The following is a 23,855-nucleotide window of genomic DNA, read 5'->3' as shown; positions in this document are numbered from 1 at the left end:
AGAGTATAAATATGATCCGATTGTTGATATATACGCCATAAAGGGAAAGACTGTTGCAGACAAAAAACAATAAGATTGGTTTCGATCTGAATACGCTCGAGATGTTTGCGCGAGTTGTGGTATGCCATAGCTTCACAAAAGCTGCGGCAGAACTAGAAATAACGAAATCAACGATTAGTCGAAAAGTCGCGGAGTTAGAAAAGCACTTAGGTACACGCTTACTAACGCGATCAACACGAACCCTAGTATTAACGAAAGAAGGCGAAGCGTTTTATCAATCTTGTGTCCATATCATAGATCTTATTGAGCAAGCTGAATTGGAAGTTATGGCAAGCCATGATCTGGTTCGTGGACCATTGAACATCGTTATGCCAGTAGAAGTAGGGAATGGGTTATTAGGACGGTGCATGAAGGAGTTCATGAAATTGCATCCCCATGTAACAATTCATCTAGAACTTTCAAATCGAAAAGTTGATCTTATTTCTGAAGGTGTTGATTTAAAAGTACAAATAGGAGAGCTGGATGAGTCGTCGTTAATTGCACGAACATTCCACTATTCGACACGTATTCTTGTGGCTAGCCCCGAATACTTAGCAGAATACGGAACACCGCAATTACTCGAAGATCTAAAAGCGCCGCATCAGCAAATTAAAAATAGCAGCTCAATACGAACAGCAGATAAAAACGTATTAGCAGGCTTGCCTTACCGTTTTAAAGTGAACACGATTAATGCATCATTGGAAGCTTGCTTAGATGGTTTTGGTATCACTTTCATGCCTGAATTTATTTGTAAAGAACACATAGTCTCTGGACGGCTCGTACATGTTTTACCAGATGTATATTCAGCCCAGATACCCGTTAGTTTTGTTTATCCCGAGAGAAAATTGATTTCAAAACGGTTGAGAGCATTCATTGATTTTACCATTATGCGTTTTGAAGAAGAGATAACGTTACGAAAAGTTAATGAAATTTAGATCTCATTATGTACAGCGTGTGCGATGTGTTTAGAGGCGGTTTATAGCCATGCAGTGTGATGTTGATCATCTTTTACGTTTGCTATACAAACGAAGGTGAAATGATAATGAAGCGATTGGTAAAACTATTGGTTGTTCTATTTAGCTTGTCTCTCATTGCTTGCGCTAACAACGGCAGCTCCTCTTCATACAATGCGAACTACTACACTGGGTCGTGGTGGTATAACGATTACTACTATTACTGGGCTGATAACTATCCTTGGTGCTGTGATTCTGATGATAAGTGGGATGAAGTACTTAACAGCTGGTGGAATAATCTAGACGAAGATAAACAGCAACAAGTAAAAGATAACGTGGCGAATTGGAAAGAGAATGGTGAGAAACCAGATTTAACAACATTGAAGTCTGATTTTCAAACACATTGGAGCAGCCTACCAGAAGAAAAGCGCAATAAGGTACTTGATTCACGAGAAAAGCATCTGAATGATCCATTGGCAGCCAAAGACCGCCTCGAAGATATAGATAAAGATAAAGTTGCTCAGAAGGTAAATGATAGTGATAAATTGAGCCCCAACCTAAATGCCGAGCATCGTTCCGAATTTCAGTCTCGTATGGGAAGCGCACCAGTAAGGATACGTGGACGTTTAGGTGGTGGTTTTAGGCATTAAAGAATGCCATTCCTACACACATTTTTCTTGAATTAAACACGCTGAGATCACTCTGAATCCTGCATCTTGAGGTAGCTTGGGTATAAATGGACGTCAGATTCTGCTGTGCTAGGTGGATTATATGGCGACGAATGGGATTATTACGTTATTTCACTTTTATTAATCAGAGAAATAAAGGTGAAAATGCTTAATAAAGAGACGAACAGTAAGTCCCTTATGTTTTCAGGTTCTTTGTCGTGTTTTTTTAAGTATTTGTTATATAGGTATTTCCATCGGCGCGCATCAGAATATGTGTGCTTTTTTTGATTTTTTGCCACATAAAAAACAAAAAAGACTACCCAAATCCTTTTAGGATGCTATTATTCTTTCCGGCTGTAATTCAGACCTATTTATATGCAATATTATGTTTTAGAAAACCTTTGCTGCACTGCTTTTCAAGTATGTTGTTTTTGAAGATTTCACTCATAAGTTATCAACACATAAATAATTCTATTCTGGCTAAAACCGCATTATTGCGAATTATTTCGAAAATTTAGGAGACTATCATGTCTAACACAACTGGTATCGTTAAGTGGTTCAACGAAGAGAAAGGTTTCGGTTTCATTACTCAAGATAACGGCGGCGCTGACGTATTCGTTCACTTCCGTGCTATCGCTTCTGAAGGCTTCAAAACTCTTGCTGAAGGTCAAAAAGTTTCTTTTGACGTTGAACAAGGCCAGAAAGGTCCTCAAGCTGCTAACGTAGTTGCTCTTTAATTTAGAGTCTATGTAACAGTATAAAATGTCGGCTTAGCCGGCATTTTTTTTATCTGCTATTTATCAATCTCGTAAACTCTCTTCTAACTTTTATAAATATCCTTCTGTACGTTTAATCATCGATCTGCTTTTGTTTTAACTTATCATTTAACTTCCTGATTTTAATGTAAAAAATACAATTTTAACTGTTTTATTATGCACTTAATCACATTTATGGGATGTTCGGTAAATAAAGCTACCCAACCGTATATTCTGTGGTAGTATGTGTCTCGGCCTGTAATTCAGACCTTATTTATATGCAACATTATGTTTTAGAAAAGCTTCGCTGTACCGATTTACCCAGTAAGTTGTCATGAAGATTTCCACTCATAAGTTTCGTTCACATAGATAATTCTTTTTTCGGCTACAAACGCATTTTTGCGAATTATTTTATTGAAAATTTTGGAGACTATTATGTCTAACACAACTGGTATCGTTAAGTGGTTCAACGAAGAGAAAGGTTTCGGTTTCATTACTCAAGATAACGGCGGCGCTGACGTATTCGTTCACTTCCGTGCTATCGCTTCTGAAGGCTTCAAAACTCTTGCTGAAGGTCAAAAAGTTTCTTTTGACGTTGAACAAGGCCAGAAAGGTCCTCAAGCTGCTAACGTAGTTGCTCTTTAATTTAGAGTCTATGTAACAGTATAAAATGTCGGCTTAGCCGGCATTTTTTTTATCTGAAATTTGAAACTAACGTTATTCAGAATCACCCATCACTTTCCTTCATGTTTGTAATGATTTCTATCAATTTGAGTCATAGCCTTCTATTTCGTACACTGTACCCAACAAAACGCGCTGAGATCACCCTTAATTCTGCACCTTGAGGTTACTGGGTATAATCGTATTGCGGAGGGGATATGACAAACAATGCAGATATCTTGCTATTAATTAATCAGTTAGGTTCGGGGCTTGAAACTAAAAACGGTATGTTACTGACGCAAACCGTTAAGTCTGGCGAACACCTTGCCATATCTGGATCATCAGGATGTGGAAAAACGAGCTTATTAATGGTCTTAGCTGGGTTGAAAGAACCTAATAGTGGAAGCTTTTCATGGCAAGGGCAACCAGTCTTAGTTGATGGACTCACTTGGTGGCGACAACAATTTTGCTATTTACCACAGCAACCTGTTATGGGGGCTGAAACCATTAGCCAAGTACTGCGGTTACCTTGGACACTAAATGCGATAAGAAACGTGCCTTCTCCTTCTTCTGAAACATCGCTATTGAATCAAGACGCTGCAACTGAACCAAGTGAACAAGCCTGTATTCATGCTTTGCGACAAGTAGGGCTGAAACAATCATTAGACACTGATGTTAATCTGCTTTCAGGTGGTGAAAAGCAACGCATTGCTATTGCCCGTGCTGTATTAATGCAGCGACCATTATGGTTATTAGATGAGCCAACATCAGCATTAGATGGCACAAGTCGTGACACTATCATTGAATTACTAACCACGCTTGCCCCTACTCGAATATCTGTATCACACGACCCTGTGTGGTTGGCATCGAGTGATCATCTGCATCATATGGAATCAAATAATGGATAGTGTAGCCAATATTCAGAATGTTGCCTTAGCGGCATTCTACCTGTTGCTTTTATTGCCTTTATTTTTATTTCATCGTTGGCAGCTAGGCTTAACACGTACTGTTGTTGAAGCTGTATTAAGAATGACGTTACAGCTCACGATTGTTGGTATGTATTTACAAACGTTATTTACTTGGCAAAACCCAACGTTGAATATTATTTGGCTATCTGTCATGGCGCTTGTTGCCAGTTATAGTATTTGTCGAAGAGCAGAAGTTAATCTACGTAAAATATTTCCAGCAGTATTGCTAGGGCTGGGTGTCGCATTATTGGTTGTCTTACCGGCTATGTTAGCGGGAGTGATACAAGCTGAACCGTGGTGGCAAGCGCAATATATGATTCCAGTGGCAGGAATGTTATTAGGTAATTGCTTAACTGCCAACGTATTAGCGTTGGAACGCTGGCATAGTAGCTTACGAGATAAACAAAATGAGTATCAATTTTATCTCACTTTAGGAGCTCCTAATCCGGTTCAACCTTTTATTCGTACGGCTGTAAAAGCAGCGCTTGCGCCTCAACTCGCATCGATGACAACATTGGGAATAGTGAGTTTGCCTGGCATGATGACAGGGCAAATTCTTGGCGGTACAGAACCACTGCTTGCAGTGAAATATCAGCTTGTCATTATGGTGGCGATTTTCATTGCCGGTGTATTATCGGTAACAACCTGTTTAGCGCTTGTAAGCCGTTATGCTTTTAATCGCTATGGTCAATTGATGATATAGACGTTGAATGAAGAGACTTTATTGATGCCATAATATTTGCTAGTTTTTAAATTTTAATATTAGAAAGTTGGCGATTATCAAAGTAAGGGCACACTATCACTCTATGCTCATCATGGCTGGAGTATTTTCTATATACACCGCAATCTGACATTCTGGGCATCCAAGACCAATACGTTGTTTCATTGAAATTCCTTGTTACATTTTATTGCTCTTAATCTTGTCTGAATCAGAGCTTTTTATAGTGTTTATAACTAGCCGTTTTTTATGATTAATTAGTAATAAATGGAACTTTTTTGCTATGTTTTTGTCCAGTTCTGTCGATCTCATAACACGGCACTGACTTTGGCATGACATTCGCTGAAGGTTCAAATGTACCATGTTCATAATAAAAATTACTTATGAGCATTTTATGAAATTATTAATTTCTATTTTCTTGATGATGTCATTCGCGATTCCTTCGTATGCTTGGGCAGGTAAGGGACATGGCAAAGGACACGGTAAAGGGCATAATAAACACCACCATAATACTGTCGTGGTCGTACAGCCTAAGTATAAGAAGAAGCACCATCATCATCACAATACTGTTGTGGTTGTGCAGCCGCCACGTGATCGCTATTATCACCGTTCCCGTTTACCTGAAATTGCAACTTTTGCGGTGATTGCTGGTATCTCTTACGCTATTGTCGATAACGTTTTTTATAAGAAATCGGGTGACCGATATGATTATGTAGACAATCCACGTCGTTAATATGATATTTCAAAGCGTGTAAAGTCGGCATTAGACATGTATGTTTAATGCCTATTTTTTCCTCCCTTCTTATTTATTCCACCTTCAATCTCATCACTTTTCATCGTATGTTCTACAAAGACTATAAATGAGCACTTGCTCACAAACAGAATAATGCACTGCTTTTTGGGTCGTAAATATACCGTTGTATTTACGATATTGTATATTTAAACTATTAATTATCAGTTGGTTATGTTTTTGTTGGTGAACATATCTAGTTTCACACTAGCGAAGGCCGTCAATTTGAAGTGTTAAGCTGATTTGTATCTATATAGTGGGTTATTATTTTGTATTTGTGCTTTTGTTTGAAATTTAAATTGCATTTACTTGGCTTTTGCAGTTTTTTGTTTAATTCTAATTGTAATCGAATTGTTACAAAGTGGCGGGCGCCAAATAACATTCTTAAGCGTTAAACAGGATGTTGGTTTTTGCTAGGGACTTAAGCAAGCACTAGGACAAGATGATATGAATTCTCTGCTCGATCGTACTCTACAACTGACTCAATTAAGTGGACAAGCGGTAAAAGAACTTTCTCCATCATTCGACCAATTACCCAAAACTGATCACGCTGATGGTGAATATCGATTACGTCGTTATTCAATTGTGAGAGTAAGTAATGGCAAAGTTCAAGCCATGCCACCGCGTAGTTTTATGCAGTCTGATGAGGTTAATACCTTTCAAGGAAATGTTTGCCGAAGCTTTGAAGCATTAGATGAAAGTATTCTTAGTAGCGCCGGTATGTTTGAGATGTGTGAAGTCTTTAAAAATGCCAACGTACTGTCTGATGAGCAAGAGATCGAAATCCATCAAATTCGTATTGCTGCAATCAATGGTGAAACACAAGTTGCGCCAGAAGGGGTACACCAAGATGGATTTAATCATATTGCAGTGATTGGTATTGATCGTCATAACATTGAAGGTGGCGAATTCATGGTTTATCGAGATAAAACAGACATCCCATTTTTAAGTATGGCGTTACAACAAGGCGAAGTTGCTATTTTAGCGGATAACCAACTATGGCATAACGCGCGTCCGATTAAAGCAGTAAAGCAAGATGAGCAAGGCTACCTTGATTTGTTTGTACTGACAGCAAAGGAGGCAGCTCATGCTCTTCACGCCTAATGCTGTTCGCCCTGCGTTTCCCGCTTTACATCAAACGGTCAATAATAAGCCAGTTTACTTTTTTGATGGTCCAGGTGGGTCACAAGTTCCTCAGCCTGTTTTAGATGCAATGGTAGGGTATCTTGGACACTACAACTCTAACCTTGGTGGTTCTTTTTTCTCAAGTTCAGTAACCGTATCTTTGATGCAAGAAGCGAGAATATCGGCTCAAGCATTATTAGGTGCAGCGTCACCCAACAATATTGTGTTTGGCGCAAACATGACCTCTCTCACCTTTCAATTAAGTCGTGCGATTAGTCGCGATTGGCAAGCAGGTGATGAGGTGATCGTAACAGCGTTAGATCACTATTCAAATGTGTCTAGCTGGCAACAAGCCGCTGAAGATAAAGGTGTGATTGTTCACCAAGTGCGAGTGAATGAAGAAGATTGCACGTTAGATTATGATCATTTTGAATCTTTGCTTAGTGATAAAACCCGTTTAGTGGCAGTGACATACGCCTCGAATACCACTGGCTCTTTAGTGGATGTAAAACGATTAATCGATGCTGCACATGCTGTTGACGCGCAAGTTTATGTTGATGCGGTTCACTATATGCCACACGGTCTAGTTGATGTGCAAGATCTTGGTTGTGACTTTTTAGTGTGTTCAGCCTATAAGTTCTTTGGTCCGCATGTGGGTATCGCTTACATTGCTCCCCAATGGTTACAGACATTGCAACCTTATAAAGTTGAACCCGCGACAGATGAAGGCCCCGGACGGTTTGAAACTGGCACACAAAGTTTTGAGGCGTTAGCTGGATTCGTTGCTGCGGTGGATTATCTTGCGCAATGGGGCGATCAAGATGCATCGTTACGTCAACGCTTATTAACGAGTTTTGTTCAATATCAAGAGCATGAAAAAAACCTTAGTCACCATTTTTTAAGTAAGCTTTCAGAGTTTGGTAACGTGAGTTTGTATGGAATTAATAGCCCAAACCTACTAAGTGAGCGCACACCAACTTTTGCTATACGAATTGATGATGTAATGCCATCAGATGTTGCGGCACATCTTGGGAAAAATAACATGTGTGTGTGGAATGGTCATTTCTACGCGCAAGGGTTATGTAAACAGTTAGGTGTAATGGATAAAGGTGGTGTTATTCGCATTGGCTTGATGCACTACAACACGATCGATGAAATTGATTTACTTTTTACTGAATTAGCGCCATTTCTAATAAAAAAATAAGTAACGTTTAGTAAGATAAATATAAAAACAATAAGATATAAATAGATTCAAACAATGTCACAGGCTTGAAATTTCTAAAATAACGATAAAGCCCTGCAAGTCTACCTCGTGAAGGTTTTACTTCAGGGCTGTTTTTGTTCCGCTGAAAAGAAACTCAATAACTGCATGATAAAACGCCAGTATGGTTCAGCGTATCTCGACCATTGGGGAACTTCTGTTTTTCAGGGTTATTCAATGATGAATATGAACATAAAATAAAAGCAAAAAAGCACTTTAATTTTTATTATTTCGTTTTATTAAGGGATTAAAGGCACCGTTGTTAGTATTTACGGCCTGTTCGATTTAATGAATATGTGAATTGGAGCTTAAATGTTTTCTCGTACAAACGCGTCGCTTTTTATAAAATATGCCCCCTTACTCGGTTTGCTTGCCGTATCTTCTGCCCATGCAGACAATTTGGTTGAGCGATTAAATCAAGTTGATAACAGTCTACAAAAGGCACACCACTCTGTGCAGAAGACTAAAAATAGTATTAATAACAGCCAGAATAAATTTGATAATACCCAGCGTTCAATACAAGAGGCGAAAGAGGGCACTTACGTTGAAAAACGCACTGAACGAAGTGTAAAAAACACCAAACGTAAGGCGGTTGATAATTTGATTAATCGATCAAATCGTGCGATTCGAGATATCACTAACACGTGATTTGCTTTAAAAAGAGCAAAAAAATAACACCATTAGTCAGCTGTCGGTATAAAATTAACGGTAAGATGATTGAGTATATTATGTTGAAAGATACATAGACTCTAGAAATAGAAAAATAAATGGTGAGTAGCAAATGTTAAAATATATTGTATTGGCGTTAATTGGCTTTGGTATTTATATTGGTGTGACTTATCAAGACCAATTCTCTGATCTAACTAATTCTCGGTCATTTGAAGATGTTAGAGACGTTTATGAAGACGTTAAAGATCAAGCAATGGATGACTTTAGTGCCATTTCTGACAAGGTCGAAGACCTTCAGAACTAATATAAAACCTCGTTTGCAACTTGGGGCTGGATTCAAGCAAAAAGGTCGAGTCACTGAATAGTGACTCGACCTTTTGTTTTTTTAGTGACTAGCAACGATGTAGAAGTAGTAAATCACTGATGCTGCTCATACAATCTCAAATGAACAGAGCGTATATGACCTTTGACTTAAGAAATAATGGGACAAAACTGACTTAGAGAGTAATCTGTTATGACTAACGACTCTAAATGACAATGGAGCAGATTCAGCTTAGAGTTATCATCCTAAGCCAGAGTTGGACAGAAGTTATATATTAGATTTAACGCTATTCAGTAATATGACCGATAACGTCTAGTTTTTTACTTATGGGAAAAAAAGCGGCAACCTAATGGCTGCCGCTTTTCATATCTATTACGTTGTTAAATACGTTTATTACGCAACGTGAGGTGATGCAACTTTCGCTTCAGCAGCTTTACAAGCAGCGGCTGTGAAAAGAACATCTGTTGAGCTGTTTAGTGCTGTTTCAGCTGAATCTTGAATAACACCAATGATAAAGCCAACAGCAACAACTTGCATCGCCACTTCGTTTGGAATACCAAACAAGCTACATGCTAGTGGGATAAGTAGTAGAGAGCCTCCTGCCACACCTGATGCGCCACAAGCAGAAACGGCTGCTACAACACTTAATAGTACCGCTGTTGCGATATCAACCTCCACGCCCATAGTATGAACAGCAGCAAGCGTTAATACTGTAATCGTAATTGCAGCGCCCGCCATGTTGATTGTTGCACCTAGTGGGATAGATACAGAGTATGTATCTTCGTGCAGGTCTAAATCTTTACACAGCTGCATGTTTACCGGAATGTTTGCTGCAGAGCTACGTGTGAAGAATGCAGTAATACCACTTTCACGGATACAACGGAAAACCAATGGATATGGGTTTTCTTTTGTTTTGAAGAAAACAATCGCAGGGTTAACCACTAACGCAATAACTGCCATAGAGCCAAGCAGTACAGCAAGTAAGTGTGCGTAACCTGCTAGTGCTGCAAAACCTGTTTCTGCAAATGTGTTAGCAACCAGACCGAAAATACCGATTGGTGCTAAGCGAATAACAAAACGAACAATCAATGTTACGCCGTTAGACATGTCGTGGAACACTTGCTTTGTTGCATCACTTGCTTGGTGCAGTGCAAAACCTAGTGCAATTGCCCATGCAAGAATACCAATGAAGTTACCTGACATTAGTGCATTTACAGGGTTATCAACGATTTTGAATAAAAGTGTGTTAAGAACTTCAGCAATACCTTCAGGGGGTGATGCTGTCGCGTTGCCAGCAACAAGCGTTAAAGTGGTAGGGAAAAGGAAGCTCATTACTACTGCGGTTAATGCTGCCATTAGTGTACCGAATAGGTACAGCATAATGATTGGCTTCATGTTCGTGTGCGCACCTTTCTTTTGGTTTGCAATCGAAGAGGCAACAAGTATGAAGACCAAAATAGGTGCTACAGCTTTAAGTGCACTAACAAATAAACCACCAAGGAAACCAACACTGATTGCTGATTCTGGTGCTACAGACGCAAGGAGAATACCTGCGACGATACCAACGATAATTTGGATAACCAAACTTCCGCTAGCGACTCGGGCTAAAAATGGTTGTGTTTGACTCATAATATATCCTGCATATTTTATATTTATATATCGGAGCGTTTTATTTCGCTCTCAGGCCAATTTTTAACAGGATCTGCGATAGATTACCAGCTATCTTTTTAGAAACTTTTGCATTACAAGCTTTTAACCTTATTTGTTGTGATGTAGGTAACCAATGGGTTTTAAATGGGATAGATAATTTTTTTGAGGCGTTAGTTTAATGACTATTGTTAAAAAAGCTCATGTTTTAGCATGAGCTTCTGAAGGGAGAATCCTATCATTCGTTTGAATGAATATTCAGGATTTTGTTGGGATGAGTTCTTCTAGCGCCGAAGATTGTAATGATTGGGCAGAATGATTACGTGCTTGTTGCAATAAAGACAGTAATATTGCGTTATTCCACATCATGCTGTTATTACCTTCTTGGCTGTGTTTGCTATAAATAGCAGCCATCATATTTGCGACTTCTTGATCCATCTGAGTCACTAGACCATCAGGTAAAGAATGTTTAGCCCACTGTTGATAATAGGTTTGCACTTTAAGTGCATTATTTGCAGTTACCGCTTGCACTAATCGGCTGTAACTATCTGATGATATAGCTATATTTTTAGATGATACGTTAGCAGTAGGGGTTACTATCTTTCTTGCTCGCAACCAAAGTAGCAGCGTTATAATCCATAAGGTGGCAAAGATAGCCGTTAGCCAAGGCCACCAACCAGAATCAGTAACTACAGTTATTTCAGTAGGCTTTGTTTCTGTTGTGGGCTGGCTATCAGGTAAAGCTGGCACCATAGGCGTACTGACTGTATTCGCGTTATCACCCGGCAATACCGTTAATGAAAGTCCGTCAACTTTACTGGTTTCTTGGGTGCCTGTAATTGTATTCCACCAGTTGATTGATAGTTCAGGCAGAACTAGCGAACCGTCTTTTCGTGGAATAATAACTTGTTTTACCGTCATGCTAGTGAAGCCATTGTTATTGCTGTACACCGGCTTTTCGTCATACATTCTGACTGAGCTAGGGTAGGTTAATACTAGATTCGGCATACTGCTTTGGGCGGTATTTTTAATGTGTAACGTGATGACGCGTGTGATTGGCTCACCCACATGAATGTTATTTAATTGCGATGATCCCTGTTGTGGTTGCCATTGTTGTTCAATTTTTAGTTCAGGGGTAGGTAACCATAAACCTTGATAATTATCTGGCTTACCTTTGATATTCAGTGTGATGTCTTTGGCTTTTTTATCAACTGGCACACTCAATGTTGAACCGAAACCACGACTGCCTTTTACAACACTTCCTTTAAATTGCGCACCTTCTAACGTAATGGTGCCTGCTTTGGTGGCACTAATTTGGTAATAGCGAGTAATCACTATATATCGGCGTCCGTTAAGCACCGTTTCTGCTTGTCTATCATCACCATCTTGCACAATATCAAGGCCGTCACCAAATGGCGCAACTAAAGCTGCTTGATCCATTTGCTCTCCGATTCGAATTTGAACTCGATAGCGTAAACTTTCACCTACGTATAGCTGACGTTTATCTATTTCAGCATCGACTTTAATATCGGGCTCTGTCGATTTAGCTGCAGGGCTTGCGTTACTACTTTTTAAGGACGTGATGGTAATGGGTTCAGTGGTGGAGCTGCCAATTCGAAAGCTCGGTATCGTAAATTCGCCAATTGCTTTGGTTGCTATAGCCACTTTCCACTCTGTATTACGTGAAACCACACCATTATTGAACGAATTTATGCTGCTGACGCTAGGGCGTCCATAGGTAAAATAGGTCGCAAGCGGTGATAAATCCAGAGAGTTAGTATTTATATTGGCATCGACAGAGACGACTAATTGAAAGACTTCGTTCACACCCACAATATTTTTAGACACCGTTGCAATTGCTTGTGCAGCTGAAGCGGCTGTAGGTAGTGAGCCGATAATGAATAGCAATGCCCCTAAAAGGGAGATACAAGGGCGCTTTAACTGAAAATAACGTTTCATCATTTTGTTCATTGTTTTTATCACCATGAATTTTCGGTAGCTGTAGGTGCTTGCTTTTGTCTTGCTTGCAGTAGCAGTTGAGCACGAATAAGCCCACTCGTATTATCGGGTACTTGTTCTAGCTTCTTTAGCACAGGGTTGCTGGCTGACAAGGGGCTGGCATTACTATTTTCTGGGCTATTTTTTATGTCGTTACTGTCTGCGGGCACAGCTTTTATCTTTTTGTCGGCATCATTTTTCGTGTCGTCTTTTGAGGAACCTTGTTGCTGAGCAATTTTATCCTCGTCACTTGGTTCATTGCTATCGGCTTCATTGGCTTGTTGATTTTGGCTTGATGAGTTATTAGCACTCGCATCTTGATCACTTTGTTTTTCGTTTTGTTGCTGACTATCTTGTTGTTGGTTCTGCTGAGGGTCATTTTTTTCACCATCAGCGCTCGATTGTTGATCTTTCCCTTTTTGCTGTTTCTCTTGATCAGCGTTTTGCTGGTCTTTATTTTGTTGACCGTTTTTTTGTTGATCTGAGCTTTCTTGCTTTTGATCTTTGCTTTGCTGAGATTCAGATTGATCTGATGGTGATTGCTGATTCTTGCTGTCATCAGATTTATCTTGTTTTGAGTCAGACTGTTGATTCTCTTTTTCCGACTTGTTCTTCTCTGATTTGTCTTGCTCCGATTTTTGTTGCTGTTGCTGTTGCTGCTCTTGTGCTTTTTTAACTATTTCAAGATTCTTTTTTGCATCAGCGTCATTAGGATCATCTTTTAAGATTGATTCATAAATAGCTTCTGATTCCTCAAGCTTCCCTGTTTGTGCGTAAGCATTCGCTAAGTTATAACGCGATCTTTGATCGGTTAATGGCTTTAAGGTTTCAATGGCTTTTTCGTAGTCGCCTGACTTGTATTCAGCAATCCCTTTCCAAGCGGGAGAGTTAAAGTTTCTTGCGGCTTCTGCAAAGTTACCTTGTTCATAAAGTTGATAACCGCGCAGATTACTGTTTACCCAAGGGGAAGCATTGGCATTATCGATTGGCATTAATACGAACATTGCAGCAATCACTACACCACGTCGAAATCCAAGCAGTGCGAATAAAAGCAGTGGAAGTAATAGCCAAAAGCCGTTGTTTACGCGCTCTTCTAATTCTTTGGTTTTATCTAAATTGGCTTGTTCTCGCGGTTTAGCCGTTAATGCCACAATGGTGTCGACATCACGGTTATTGGCTTGAGATAACTGCAAATTTCCTCCTGTGCTTTTTACCAGTGGTAGTAGCGTGTCTACCTCTACACGGGCAATAACAGGGTTACCATTGCTGTTACTTAATAATGTGCCATCAGGTTGTTTGATGGGCGCGCCTTGCTGTGTACCTACGGCTAATATTGATAAGCGGTAATCCTGATTTTTAACTAAGGCCATGGTTTGATCGGATTCTTGCTGGGTCATACCATCGGTAATAATAATGATGTCGCCAGCTTGATGCCCTGCTTGTTTTAATAGTGTAATAGCCTCTTGCACACCTGCTGCCGCATTGCTGCCTTGAATTGGCATGATTTCTGGCGATAAATTTGGGATCAAATTCTTTAAGGTGCTGCTGTCTTCGGTGAGTGGGCTAACCACATAGCCGTCAGCGGCGTAAGCGACTAAACCAGTGCTACCTTCTTTCCAGCCTGGCAACATATCTAATGCCTTAAATCGTGCCTGTGTTAAGCGTTTTGGAGCAATATCTGTTGCGTACATTGATCTCGACATGTCCATCACCAATACTCGCGCACCAGAAAGACTATAAGCGGGTAGGGTATTTTTCTCCCAACTTGGTCCTGCTAATGCGAGTACTGATAGTAACCAACCCAACGCTAAGATAACGAAAGGTGTGTTTTTTACTTTGCCTCGTTCAAGCCCTAAATGCTTGGCAAGGTGCGGTGCAATCAATCCTGAATGGTGCGCTTTACCTTTTAACCAAGGCAATATTAGCCCTAAAGGAATAAGAACGAAGAACCAATACGGATGAAGAAATGTGAAATTAGCCACGACGTTTCCTCATAAAAGCAATGATAACGGAGAGCATCAATGCGATGGCTAATGGATAGCGGAACAGTTCGTCACGTGGACGCCATGTTTGCTGTGCAGTGTTTATCGGTTCCAGTTGGTCGATAAGCTGATAGATGTGTTCAAGTTCTTGTGGGTTGCGTGCTCGGAAGTATTGCCCCCCAGTCATATCTGCAATCTTGGTCAGCATTCTTTCATCAAGGTCTTGTGAAGGGTTCACTTTACGATTGCCAAAGAAACTTTTTTGAATCATTTCTTCAGCGCCAACCCCGACGGTATAAATGGTGACATTACTTTCTGCTGCAAGTTTTGCCGCTTCTAGTGGCTCAATAACACCGGCGGTATTTGCGCCATCACTGAGTAAGATTATTACCCGCTGTGGCGCTTCACTGTTGATAAAGGTTTTGGTGGCAATGCCAAGACCTTCACCGATGGCGGTGCTTTGCCCTATTAATCCTAATACTGTACGTTCGAGCTGTTGTTTAACGGTGTTGCGGTCGAAGGTGAGGGGGGTTTGCAAGTAAGCGTGCTGGGCAAATAAAACTAAACCTAAACGATCACCTTTACGTTGCTCAATAAATTCAGCCAATACATCTTTAACTGCTGCTAGACGATCAATGCTTTCACCACTTTTGGTTATCATATCTTCGATCGACATCGATCCTGATAGATCGACAGCCAGTAGCATATCGCGATGATCCGGCTGCACTTCGATAGGATCGCCATACCAAACAGGACGGGCTAACGCACCTAGTAAGCATACCCAGAGTAAAGACATCATCACTTTGCGCCAAATACTATTTGGCTGCTGTTGTCCTATGCCTTCAGGCAATTTAGGTAAGGTTATTGCTGCGGGTTTCATTACAGGTTTACTAAATCGATAAACCAGCCAAGCGAGGGGTAATAGTGCCCAAGCCCAAATCCATATGAATTCAAACATCTTGTTGCTCCTGCTTAGAAGCCGAGGTGTTATCGACAGATACATTATCTGTTACGTGTTTATTTGGCTTTGGCGGCAATGCGCAGGTGATCCAGTTTGATGCGAGCTTTTTACATTGCATTAATTCGTCTTCACTAAGGCCATTGGGAGAGAAAAGACCTTGTTGCCAAACATCAGAATAGGCTAAAAAACCTTGTTGCTTCGGTGGCAATTGTTGATCAAGAAAAGATAGCCAGCGTTGACCTGTTAACCCTGCAACTTGTTGGCGAGGAAAATAGCTAAGGGCTGCTTTACGCAGCAATTCATTAATATCACCCAGTTGGGTTGTTTGTGCCATTGCTTTAAGCTGTTGTTTTGCTTCGTGCTGAGCTTGTTTGGATGCACGATGTTGTTTGATTTTTCTGAATAACAAGCTAGAAAGATAAGAAAGCGCAGTTACGCCAATAATAATACATAGCCACCATCCCCAAGCGAGTGGCCAAGTACCCGGTATATCTTGAAGATGTACATCGGCAAGTGGCAGCGTAGTGGTGGCTTTATTCATTGGTATTGTTGGATCAGCCATGGTGAATGCGTTGACCTCCTAACTGTTGAAGCAAAGGTATAGCTGCTGATAAAGAATGCAAGGGTATCGCTAAGGTTTGTGCCATGTCTTTAATGAAGAGTTGATGAGCGAGATATTGTTCACTCAGTTTCTCTTTAGTTTTTTTCGCAGAGAAGTCGAGCCACAATGATTGCTTATTATCTGTGACGCTTTCATAACCCGTAAAACTCGTTTGCCCTTGTTCTAAAGGATCATGAATTTGCACGAATTGAATTCGATTATGATGGCGTAGTTGACTTAAACGGCGTTTATCACTTAACGCTAATTGATAGAAGTCACTGATAATGACAATCTCACTGCCTTTCGGACATAGGTGATGGAGATGCTTCAATGCACCTGAAAAAGGCAGTGAATAGCTATTTTCGCTAGATTGCTGGTGGTGTTGCTGACTATATTGTTCATTAGATGAAGAGGGTATTTGTGTTTTGTGTGCTTCAATCAAAGCATTAATAACCCGTAATGGCCCTTGTTGGCGTGCCGTCGGTTTACATTCTGTTAATCGCTTACCATCATAGATAATTGCACCAATACGATCTTTTTCTCGTACCGCTAACCAGCTGAGTAAACTAGCAAAATGTGCAGCTTGCACTGATTTTAATAACAATTGTGAACCGAACTTCATGCTGTTACTAATATCAATTAATAACATAACTGGTTGTTCGCGCTCTTCGGTAAATAGTTTGGTATGGGTTTTACCTGTCCGTGCGGTTACACGCCAATCAATGGCTCGAATATCATCACCCGCTTGATATGGACGAACTTCTGAAAAGTTCATCCCCCGTCCTTTTTGACGGCTCATGTGCTGACCGTTTAACTGAGACCAAACACTTTGCGCTGGTGGAAGCCAGCGCACAGCTTGGTTTTTGTATTGCAGTAACTCAGCCAGACACAAATTCACACCATCGCAATGCGCGGGTAGAGTCGGTGTTATCTGTGATTCTGTCATGCGCAAGCAACCTGCTCGATCAAGTGGCTTACAATCGAATCAGCTGCAATGCCTTCTGCTTGTGCTTCATAGCTCAATAGCAATCGGTGACGAAGTACCGGATAAGCCATTTTTTGTACATCTTCTGGCGTGACAAAATCACGACCATTCAACCATGCATGGGCGCGAGCACAACGGTCGAGAGCTAAGGTTGCTCGTGGGCTAACCCCCATTTGTAACCAGTTGGCTAATTGGTCGCTGTAACGTTCTGGCTGGCGTGTTGCCATGGTTAAGCGAATAATATAACGCTCAACATCCTCTGCCATATGAATGCTTAATACTGCTTTACGTGCAGCAAAAATGGATTCTTGTGTAATGTGTACCGGATCTGCTTTCTCAATACCCAGTGCTTCACCGCGATTAAGGCGAAGAATTTCTAATTCGCTGGCTTCATCGGGGTAGTTCACATTCAGTTGTAACAAGAAGCGATCAAGTTGCGCTTCAGGTAAAGGATAGGTGCCTTCCTGTTCGATTGGGTTCTGTGTTGCCATCACTAAGAACAGTTCAGGTAATGGGTATGTTTTTCGCCCAGTAGTAATTTGTTTTTCAGCCATTGCTTCTAACATCGCGGCTTGTACTTTCGCAGGCGCGCGGTTGATTTCATCAGCTAGTAATAATGAATTGAAAATAGGACCCGGCTGGAAGGTAAATTCAGCGGTCTCTGGACGAAATATATCAGTCCCCGTTAAGTCTGCTGGTAATAGATCTGGGGTGAACTGTACACGGTGAAAACTACCTTCAATACAGTCAGATAAGATTTTCACAGCGCGTGTCTTCGCTAAACCAGGAGGACCTTCTACCAAGATATGCCCATCTGCTAATAAGGCAATCAGTAACTGTTTTACAAGATCGGGCTGACCGATGACCTGAGTTTCGAGATAAGTTTTAAGGCGTTGAAATGTTGAAGCTAACATCGAAATATATGTCCTTGAAATACAAACAGTCAAACAGAAATGATGAAATTTAAGACTTAAAAATGACAATAAAGTTCATGAATTTTATCGTTTAAGTCTTTGAATCGTCATGTGTGTTCTTATTTAAGGGTAGTGCGAAAACAAAGGAATTAACATAAATTATTTTTTATTCATAGACTTATAGATAATCAATGACCAGCCTCGATTAAGGTGACACAAGAAATGAATCTGAACTTTCTTGGTGCAAAAAGAGTCATTCGGATTTCTCTACGATATTGTTCAGAGCATTAGCATTGCACTATTGGTTTTTTTCGCAAGCTGGAGTGCTGAGTTATGATCTCTTCTGCACTCATTACCTTTAGCATTATGACTATCAACTTTTCTGATCGCCACTTTCCTTCCAACATCATCCTCCAACTCTGTTTTTTTTACTCAGAATATGTTCAAAAAATGAGCTGTTAACATTTTTCATGAGTTGTCATTAACCGTTCGTTAACATTACCACTGCGCGTCATGGCAATTTAAATATACAAATATGCGTTTGAATGAATAATTAAGCTGCATCAGTGCACATATAAGATGCAAGGAAATGATTGTTTATATTATTTTTTATATCGAAGTCGTCCTGTATGTCTATTCCGTATTCATTTACTTGTTTCTGCTTAAACTAAGCACTCAGGCATGTAAACAGAATGTTATCACGCGTTGGTTTTTTAGTATTAGGCAAATATTCAATTCCACATAAGGATATTGGTCTGACCATTAATGTCGTGTATTGATATTGGTATGCGTGTGTGTTCTTATAATGTTTATGCAACATGTTTTTCATAATAGTGTCGCATTTTGTAATTAAGATGTATTCAAATCAATTTGTTATTTGTAGTTAGTATTAATTTTTACAATATTATTTTTGTAATGTTGTTTTTAAGATTGTCAATTATTTCATGGTGATAGTTCATCCTTGTGATGAGCGCGGAGTCTTTTAAAATGAACAAGAAAGCATTAGTTACTGGCGCTAAAGGTGGTATTGGTTCATCGATTACAAAAGGATTAGTTGAGGCAGGTTATCGAGTAATAGCCACATATTTTCCAAACGGAGAAGCTAAGGCAAAAGAATGGTTTGAAGAGAATAATTATTCAGAAAATCAGGTTCGTTTATTCCCTTTGGATGTTACGGATACAAGTTTTTGTAAAGAGGCTCTTGCAACATTATTGCAGGAAGAAGGTAACATTGACGTATTGGTTAATAATGCTGGCATTACTCGTGACTCGACATTTAAACGTATGTCAGCGGCACAATGGAATGAAGTAATCAATACAAACCTCAATAGTTTGTTCAATGTTACACATCCTTTGTTTGACTCTATGTGTCAGCATGGAAATGCTCGAATTATTAACATTACTTCTGTAAACGGTCTAAAAGGTCAGTTTGGTCAGGCGAACTACTCAGCAGCAAAAGCTGGAATGATTGGCTTTACCAAAGCCTTAGCTGCAGAAGGTGCCCGTTCGGGTGTAACCGTTAATGCAATTGCACCTGGTTACACTGGTACACCAATGGTTGAAGCGATTAAGTCGGAAGTATTAGACTCAATTAAAGCTGAAATTCCAATGAAACGTCTAGCTATGCCACAAGAAATTGCCGGCGCAGTCACTTTCTTAGCAAGTGATGCAGCAGCATATATTACAGGCGAAACGCTGTCGGTAAATGGCGGTTTGTACATGAACTAATCCATAACCTTCAAGAAAGAATGGTTGGATAAATTTGATTGGAAAAGGAAGTTAAGATCATGACTAAAGTATTTATTGTTGCTGCTAAACGTACACCTATTGGCAGCTTCAACGGTGCATTAAAAACAGTTTCAGCAGCACAACTGGCAGCTGTAGCAATTAAGGGGGCTTTGGCACAAGGCAACATACCTGTAGAAGCTATTGATGAAGTTGTTGTTGGTAATGTTATTGGCGCAGGTCAAGGAATGGGGCCAGGTCGTCAAGCCGCAATTTTTGCAGGGATCCCAAATGAAGTACCGGCTTATAGCTTGAATATGGTTTGCGGCAGTGGCATGAAAGCAGTCATGGATGCAGCTGCGCACATCAAAGCGGGTGATGCTGAACTCGTGGTTGCAGCTGGTGCAGAGTGTATGTCACAGATCCCTTTCTGTGCATCATCAAAGATTCGTGATGGTCAGAAAATGGGTAACTTAGAGTTAACTGATTTACTTATTGCTGATGGTTTAACGGATGCCTTCAATGATTACCACATGGGTGTAACTGCTGAAAACGTAGTTGCAAAAGTGGGTCTAAATCGTGAGCAACAAGATAATTTTGCATTAGCAAGTCAACAAAAAGCGATAGCAGCTATCGAGCAAGGTAAGTTTGTCGATGAGATTGTACCTGTTGAAGTGAAATCACGTCGTGAAACAAAAGTAATTGATACAGACGAATATCCAAAGTCAGATGCCTCTTTTGAAGGATTAGCAAAGCTACGTCCTGCATTTAAGAAAGAAGGTTCAGTTACTGCGGGCAACGCATCGGGTATTAACGATGGTGGTAGTGCCATTATCGTGGCTTCTGAAGCTGCAGTAGAAAAATACGGCCTAACACCATTAGCTGAAATTGAAAGCTACGCACAGGCGGGTGTTGCACCTGAACTGATGGGACTAGGTCCTGTTCCTGCTGTTATTAAAGCTTTAACTAAAGCAGATCTAAATATTGAGTCTGTTGGCTTATTTGAATTCAATGAAGCGTTCGCAGGTCAAGCTCTTGGTGTGCTACATGAAGTAGCAAAAGAGCTAGATACGTCAGTAGAAGATTTAGCTGAACGTTCAAACGTAAATGGTGGTGCCATTGCATTGGGCCACCCGCTAGGTGCTTCAGGTAACCGTATTATTGTTAGCCTTTTACATGAAATGCGTCGTCGCAATACTGAATACGGCTTAGCAACACTGTGTGTTGGTGGTGGTATGGGTACAGCGATTGTACTGAAGAGTGTTTAAGTAGTACCTGTTTTACATTAATGCAGAATATTCACAGATTGTACCTAGATAAAATATGGCTAGGTACTTCAATTATACTTTTATATTAAGGAATCATGACTATGTATACGGAAATGTTTAAATCTTTCTCTGAGCAAACTGAAAAAACACTTGCACCTTATGCTAAGTTTAACAAGCTATTTTCTAAAAATGTTGAAGAGCTAACTGAGCTTCAACTTACAGCTGTTCGCACTTACAGTGAATTGGGTCTTTCTCAGTTGAAAGCCGTTGGTGAAGTAAAAGATATGCAATCATTGGCAGAGTTCAATGGCCAGCAGCTTGAAACACTAACTAAGCTTTCTCAGCAGTTAATGGAAGACAGCAAGAAGTTCTCATCAGTTGCACAAACATTTAAAACCGAAGTTGATGAACTAGTTGCAGAAAATGTAAAAGAAGTAACACCAGCATAATTGCATGACCATTCTGCCGCCCAATTCATGGGCGGTATTTTAGTCCAAATACAGAGGTCATTGTAATGAACGACAACTTCTTCTCGGACTACTTTGCCAAGCTCCAAGATATGAACCAGCTATGGTGGAAGGAATTGGATTCCGGCAAGGCAGCTCTAAATACTCCTCTCAATAAAGCGATGAATGAAATCAACTTGAAAGATACTGTTGAGTTGATCGATAAAGCCAGCGCTCAGCCAGGAGTACTTGCGAAAGTACAAATGGATTGGTGGGAAAGTCAGATGAAAATCTGGCAAAACGTTACTATGCCAAATAGTGATGAAGATAATAAAGTTAAACCTGAAAAAGATGATAAGCGCTTTAATGATCCCGCTTGGGATAATGAGGCGTATTACAGCTATATAAAGCAGTCGTATTTACTCTTTAGCAATACAATGAAAGAAAGTATTGAATCTATTGAAGGGTTAGATGAAAAAGCGAAAGAACGTCTTGGCTTTTTCTCTCGACAAGCGATTAATGCACTTTCGCCTACAAATTTCGTTACAACAAATCCTGAACTCGCTAAATTAACGGTTGAAACTAACGGTGAAAACTTAGTTAGAGGCATGGAGTTGTATCAAGAAGACGTACAAGCAAGTGCCGATGTTCTTAAAATCCGAATGACAAATGATAGTGCATTTGAATTGGGTGAGAACATTGCCAATACTGCTGGTGATGTCGTTTTCAAAAATGATTTATTTGAATTGATTCAGTACAAGCCATTGACTGAAAAAGTGAATCAAACGCCGCTTCTTATCGTGCCTCCTTTCATTAATAAATACTATATCCTTGATCTTCGCGAGAAGAACTCAATGGTACGTTGGCTAGTAGAGCAAGGTCATACAGTATTCATGATGTCTTGGCGTAATCCTGATGCCACAATGGCAAATATTGATTTTGATGACTACGTGCTAGATGGTGTAGTTAAAGCCGTTGATGCTGTCGAAGAGATTACTGGTGAGAAGCAAATCAATGCTGCAGGCTATTGTATTGGTGGTACGTTATTAGCGACGACTTTAGCTTATTATTCCGCTAAACGAATGCGTAATCGTATCAAGTCCGCTTCGTTTTTCACTACGTTGTTAGATTTCTCTCAACCAGGTGAGATAGGAGCGTATGTTAACGATCCTATTGTCTCTGCAATTGAAGCCCAAAATGAAGCAAATGGTTATATGGATGGACGTTCACTTAGCGTCACGTTCAGCTTGTTACGTGAAAATAGTCTTTATTGGAATTATTACGTAAATAATTATCTAAAAGGCAATAGCCCAATAGATTTTGACCTGCTTTATTGGAATGGTGATAGTACTAATGTTGCCGTTGCATGCCATAGCACTTTATTACGACAGTTCTATCTAGAGAATAAACTGGTCGATCCAAAGGGATATAAAGTGGGTGGGGTCTTTATTGATTTGTCGAAGATTAAAGTACCAACATACTTTATCTCTACGCAAGAAGACCATATCGCATTGTGGCAAGGCACATACCGTGGTGCACAGAACTTAAATAGTAAATCAACATTTGTTCTTGGTGAATCAGGTCATATTGCGGGCATTGTTAATCACCCAGCTAAAAATAAGTATGGGTACTGGATCAATGATGAAAAAATTGACGATCCAGAAGCATGGCTAAGTAATGCAAAGCGTGAAGAAGGTTCTTGGTGGAATCATTGGGACACATGGCTAGCTGACTTTAATCCAGAAGAACAAGTTGAGCCTCGTGAAGCAGGTAATGCTAATTATCCTTCTATAATGACAGCCCCTGGTAACTATGTTCGCCAAACACTGCCAATAGAGGTTTCAAATGTAAAATCTCAACAGGTAAAGTCTGTTGACGATGTTTAAAATCTAAATATTGCAGAATAATGATATATAGCCGACGTTAATACGTCGGTTTTTTGCTTTTGGCTGCAGATAAAATTACATTTTTGCTCTAAATTGCTGCCGAAGAAAACAGGTTGGTTGTTTATTGAACGGTTGGTAATTAAATTAATAAAAACTATTGTCATGGCTGAATATCTCCCTATAATGCGACCTCACTGACACGGAGCACGGCGATTAGCCAGCAACCTAGTCAGTATGTTCTTTAACAATTTGACCATGCAATCTGTGTGGGCACTCGTGAAATTATAAGTCGAAAGATTTATCAATGAACTGAGTGACCTTAATCATCGCAAGATGACACAGTCAATTTATGCTTCATTTCTTCGCAAGAAGAAACGAAACAAGAAAATCAGTAAAAATCATTGAGCCGATTCGAAGCTTTTTATTAAGTAGAGAATCAACAGAACTTTAATTGAAGAGTTTGATCATGGCTCAGATTGAACGCTGGCGGCAGGCCTAACACATGCAAGTCGAG

The 23,855-nt window shown here is 40.1% G+C and carries 23 protein-coding genes and 1 rRNA gene; 16 read left to right on the top strand and 8 right to left on the bottom strand.

Annotation, left to right across the window (positions count from 1 at the left end):
• Positions 1-53: 53 nt before the first annotated feature.
• The 6 genes from C9J12_RS18875 (at position 54) to C9J12_RS18850 (ending at position 4,746) form a co-directional block, all read left to right on the top strand.
• Positions 54-974, top strand: a complete 921-nt coding sequence (locus C9J12_RS18875) for a LysR family transcriptional regulator (RefSeq protein WP_107244121.1) — start codon at positions 54-56, stop codon at positions 972-974.
• Between the two features lie 107 nt (positions 975-1,081).
• Entirely contained in the window at positions 1,082-1,642 is a 561-nt protein-coding gene (locus C9J12_RS18870; protein ID WP_107244120.1) for a hypothetical protein, read from the top strand.
• Between the two features lie 545 nt (positions 1,643-2,187).
• Entirely contained in the window at positions 2,188-2,397 is a 210-nt protein-coding gene (gene cspE, locus C9J12_RS18865) for a transcription antiterminator/RNA stability regulator CspE (protein ID WP_006228435.1), read from the top strand.
• A gap of 453 nt (positions 2,398-2,850) precedes the next feature.
• Positions 2,851-3,060: a transcription antiterminator/RNA stability regulator CspE gene (cspE, locus tag C9J12_RS18860; RefSeq protein WP_006228435.1), complete on the top strand. Its 210-nt coding sequence runs from the start codon at positions 2,851-2,853 to the stop codon at positions 3,058-3,060.
• A gap of 233 nt (positions 3,061-3,293) precedes the next feature.
• Complete coding sequence (locus tag C9J12_RS18855) at positions 3,294-3,983, top strand: ABC transporter ATP-binding protein (RefSeq protein WP_107244119.1); 690 nt, start codon at positions 3,294-3,296, stop codon at positions 3,981-3,983.
• Positions 3,976-4,746 carry an ABC transporter permease gene (locus tag C9J12_RS18850; RefSeq protein ID WP_107244118.1) on the top strand — a complete coding sequence of 257 codons (771 nt, stop codon included), beginning with the start codon at positions 3,976-3,978 and terminating at the stop codon, positions 4,744-4,746. Before C9J12_RS18855 ends, C9J12_RS18850 begins: the two co-directional genes overlap by 8 nt.
• A 46-nt stretch (positions 4,747-4,792) precedes the next feature.
• Here C9J12_RS18850 and C9J12_RS31630 read toward each other — a convergent pair whose 3' ends face one another.
• Positions 4,793-4,897: a DUF6942 family protein gene (locus tag C9J12_RS31630; RefSeq protein WP_407675692.1), complete on the bottom strand. Its 105-nt coding sequence runs from the start codon at positions 4,895-4,897 to the stop codon at positions 4,793-4,795.
• A gap of 258 nt (positions 4,898-5,155) precedes the next feature.
• Here C9J12_RS31630 and C9J12_RS18845 point away from each other — a divergent pair, with 258 nt between their 5' ends.
• The 5 genes from C9J12_RS18845 to C9J12_RS18825 all read left to right on the top strand — a co-directional run bounded on the left by C9J12_RS18845 (position 5,156) and on the right by C9J12_RS18825 (position 8,910).
• Positions 5,156-5,494 (top strand): hypothetical protein, encoded by a 339-nt coding sequence (locus C9J12_RS18845; protein WP_227876410.1) that lies wholly within the window; start codon positions 5,156-5,158, stop codon positions 5,492-5,494.
• A gap of 504 nt (positions 5,495-5,998) precedes the next feature.
• The gene (locus C9J12_RS18840; RefSeq protein ID WP_107244117.1) at positions 5,999-6,655 is read left to right on the top strand and encodes a 2OG-Fe dioxygenase family protein; all 657 of its coding nucleotides are present in this window, start codon (positions 5,999-6,001) and stop codon (positions 6,653-6,655) included.
• A complete protein-coding gene (locus tag C9J12_RS18835; RefSeq protein ID WP_107244116.1) occupies positions 6,639-7,880 on the top strand; it encodes a cysteine desulfurase-like protein in 1,242 nt (413 codons plus the stop codon). Before C9J12_RS18840 ends, C9J12_RS18835 begins: the two co-directional genes overlap by 17 nt.
• Positions 7,881-8,249: 369 nt before the next feature.
• Complete coding sequence (locus tag C9J12_RS18830; RefSeq protein WP_107244115.1) at positions 8,250-8,585, top strand: hypothetical protein; 336 nt, start codon at positions 8,250-8,252, stop codon at positions 8,583-8,585.
• A 133-nt stretch (positions 8,586-8,718) separates the two neighbouring features.
• Positions 8,719-8,910: a hypothetical protein gene (locus C9J12_RS18825; protein ID WP_107244114.1), complete on the top strand. Its 192-nt coding sequence runs from the start codon at positions 8,719-8,721 to the stop codon at positions 8,908-8,910.
• A 411-nt stretch (positions 8,911-9,321) separates the two neighbouring features.
• On the opposite strand, the gene sstT is transcribed toward C9J12_RS18825, so the two are convergent.
• From sstT to C9J12_RS18790, 7 genes are all read right to left on the bottom strand, one after another.
• A complete protein-coding gene (sstT, locus tag C9J12_RS18820) occupies positions 9,322-10,557 on the bottom strand; it encodes a serine/threonine transporter SstT (RefSeq protein WP_107244113.1) in 1,236 nt (411 codons plus the stop codon).
• A 276-nt stretch (positions 10,558-10,833) separates the two neighbouring features.
• Complete coding sequence (locus tag C9J12_RS18815; protein WP_227876409.1) at positions 10,834-12,546, bottom strand: BatD family protein; 1,713 nt, start codon at positions 12,544-12,546, stop codon at positions 10,834-10,836.
• 8 nt (positions 12,547-12,554) lie between these two features.
• Entirely contained in the window at positions 12,555-14,555 is a 2,001-nt protein-coding gene (locus C9J12_RS18810; RefSeq protein WP_107244111.1) for a VWA domain-containing protein, read from the bottom strand.
• Positions 14,548-15,513 (bottom strand): vWA domain-containing protein, encoded by a 966-nt coding sequence (locus tag C9J12_RS18805; protein WP_107244110.1) that lies wholly within the window; start codon positions 15,511-15,513, stop codon positions 14,548-14,550. Before C9J12_RS18805 ends, C9J12_RS18810 begins: the two co-directional genes overlap by 8 nt.
• Entirely contained in the window at positions 15,506-16,078 is a 573-nt protein-coding gene (locus C9J12_RS18800; RefSeq protein ID WP_107244109.1) for a DUF4381 domain-containing protein, read from the bottom strand. The genes C9J12_RS18805 and C9J12_RS18800 overlap by 8 nt, the downstream gene beginning before the upstream one ends.
• The gene (locus C9J12_RS18795; protein ID WP_107244108.1) at positions 16,071-17,063 is read right to left on the bottom strand and encodes a DUF58 domain-containing protein; all 993 of its coding nucleotides are present in this window, start codon (positions 17,061-17,063) and stop codon (positions 16,071-16,073) included. The genes C9J12_RS18800 and C9J12_RS18795 overlap by 8 nt, the downstream gene beginning before the upstream one ends.
• Positions 17,060-18,016 carry an AAA family ATPase gene (locus tag C9J12_RS18790; RefSeq protein ID WP_006228458.1) on the bottom strand — a complete coding sequence of 319 codons (957 nt, stop codon included), beginning with the start codon at positions 18,014-18,016 and terminating at the stop codon, positions 17,060-17,062. The genes C9J12_RS18795 and C9J12_RS18790 overlap by 4 nt, the downstream gene beginning before the upstream one ends.
• A 987-nt stretch (positions 18,017-19,003) precedes the next feature.
• Here C9J12_RS18790 and C9J12_RS18785 point away from each other — a divergent pair.
• The 5 genes from C9J12_RS18785 to C9J12_RS18765 form a co-directional block, all read left to right on the top strand.
• Positions 19,004-19,744, top strand: coding sequence for an SDR family oxidoreductase (locus C9J12_RS18785; RefSeq protein WP_107244107.1), 741 nt, complete (start codon positions 19,004-19,006; stop codon positions 19,742-19,744).
• A 59-nt stretch (positions 19,745-19,803) separates the two neighbouring features.
• Positions 19,804-21,009 (top strand): acetyl-CoA C-acetyltransferase, encoded by a 1,206-nt coding sequence (locus C9J12_RS18780; protein ID WP_107244106.1) that lies wholly within the window; start codon positions 19,804-19,806, stop codon positions 21,007-21,009.
• 101 nt (positions 21,010-21,110) lie between these two features.
• A complete protein-coding gene (locus tag C9J12_RS18775; protein ID WP_006228474.1) occupies positions 21,111-21,458 on the top strand; it encodes a phasin family protein in 348 nt (115 codons plus the stop codon).
• A gap of 65 nt (positions 21,459-21,523) precedes the next feature.
• Entirely contained in the window at positions 21,524-23,341 is a 1,818-nt protein-coding gene (gene phaC / locus C9J12_RS18770) for a class I poly(R)-hydroxyalkanoic acid synthase (protein ID WP_107244105.1), read from the top strand.
• A gap of 448 nt (positions 23,342-23,789) precedes the next feature.
• Positions 23,790-23,855, top strand: a 16S ribosomal RNA gene (locus C9J12_RS18765); the annotation flags it as partial.

Origin of the sequence: Photobacterium frigidiphilum (assembly GCF_003025615.1) — a bacterium.
GTDB classification, from domain to species: domain Bacteria; phylum Pseudomonadota; class Gammaproteobacteria; order Enterobacterales; family Vibrionaceae; genus Photobacterium; species Photobacterium frigidiphilum.
This window is presented reverse-complemented; position numbering and strand designations above follow the sequence as displayed.